This window comes from Bacillus proteolyticus (assembly GCF_001884065.1).
GTDB lineage: Bacteria > Bacillota > Bacilli > Bacillales > Bacillaceae_G > Bacillus_A > Bacillus_A proteolyticus.
This window is the reverse complement of the sequence record NZ_MACH01000090.1, coordinates 1-1,651: the sequence shown is the minus strand read 5'-3', so window position 1 is coordinate 1,651 and position 1,651 is coordinate 1. Positions and strand designations below refer to the sequence as shown.

Annotated in this window: 1 protein-coding gene; it reads right to left on the bottom strand. The window is 31.1% G+C overall.

Annotation, left to right across the window (positions count from 1 at the left end):
• Positions 1 to 366 precede the first annotated feature (366 nt).
• The gene (locus BAQ49_RS14510; RefSeq protein WP_116733461.1) at positions 367 to 1,281 is read right to left on the bottom strand and encodes a DMT family transporter; all 915 of its coding nucleotides are present in this window, start codon (positions 1,279 to 1,281) and stop codon (positions 367 to 369) included.
• Positions 1,282 to 1,651 lie beyond the last annotated feature (370 nt).

Here is a 1,651-nt window from a genome sequence, read left to right as displayed (position 1 = left end):
AATAAAAATTGACGTTCACGTTGTTTGTTTCGTTCAGTTTTCAAAGAACTACTTGGTCGCTCATTTGCGACTCCCTTATGTTAACATTTTCATGTTTCAATGTCAACCAAGTTTTTCATTTTATTTTTTATTTCGTTTGTCGCTTTCTGCGTTATTGCTATCGGCGACTTGTTCTATATTACACCTCTATAGGATAATCGTCAACACCTTTTATTCAATTAATAATAAAAATAATTCCCAAAGGTATTTTCTATATTAATTTCAGTTATCCTATTTCTCTATTTCAATGAAAATAATAAAAAAGGACAGCCCATTACATACAAGACGTCCTTTTGATTACACATTATATACATGCACTTATAAACTTTAACACTCTTCATTCTCTTTAATATTTCGATCTCCTGACATAAATAAATCAATTAATTTACGTTTATCCGCCCATATCACTCCAAATAAGACTAAACCACCGCCTATTACTATTCTCCACGTTAAAGATTCATTTAATAGAACAATTGAAGCAACAATACTTATTAACGGTAATGCATTTAAATATAATCCACTTACTGATGCAGAAACTCTCTCTAGTGCTTTATTCCAAAACCAATATGCTAGAATTGTCGCTCCAATAACAAGATACATTACACTAAGTCCAGTCTTCCACGTTTCAATCTTTGGAAAACCGTAATAAAAAGTTTCTACCATTGCAAATGGTAATAAAATAAACGTTCCAATAATTAAAGTTAATGTTGTAAAAACCTTGTTTGATAGATACTGTTCCTGTTTTGGCTGTTTTAACAAGACTGTATAGAAAGCAAATAAGAAAGTGCTTAATAAAATAAGGATATCTCCTATTAAAGACACCTCTTGATCGACATTATTAGATGGAATTGTAATAAGAAGTACCCCTATAACTCCTAATATAATACCGATCCAATAATTCAGCTGAATTTTCTCTTTCAAAAAGAACGCCGAAAAAAGAATTGTAACTAATGGTAACGCAGCATCTATGATACTAACATGTAATCCACTTGTTAAAGAAATGCCGTAGGATGTGAACATAAAGTACCCAGCTACACCAGTAAAAGATAGCAAACTCATTCTTTTCCACGGGACTTGTTTATGTACAACTGATCTTTTTAATTGTTTAAATGAGAATAGTAAACAGATTCCACCCGCAAAGAAAAGACGAATAAACAGTAAAGTAAACGGGTTAATAGATTCTAATGCCCATTTCGTTGGCGCAATTGCCGTCCCCCATAATATAACAGCCACTAATAACATACATATTTCCTTCACAATCCCCACACCCATCAAAAAATATATATTAACTACCTTAATTATAGAGTTTTTCTTATGTAAAATCCTTTTCATATAAGAGCTAAAATATTTTTAGTCATTCTACAACGTAATTAACATAAAAAGGTAATTATTACCTTTAACTAACATTTAAACGTATTACTTTATAACCTTTTTATCACCTGATCATCCATTTTTTTAAACAGTCTCTATTTCATTCCCTTTTCTTCTTTAGCGTTATTAAATGTATGGATTATGACATTTGGTAAATAAAAATAAACATAAAAAAACCTAAGTCGAAACGACTTAGGTTTTTGCTTGGCGACGTCCTACTCTCACAGGGACAAGGTCCCAA

Bases quoted from the DNA above. Each gene is read 5' to 3' on its own strand.
- BAQ49_RS14510 (WP_116733461.1), bottom strand. From the start codon at position 1,281: ATGTTATTAGTGGCTGTTATATTATGGGGGACGGCAATTGCGCCAACG.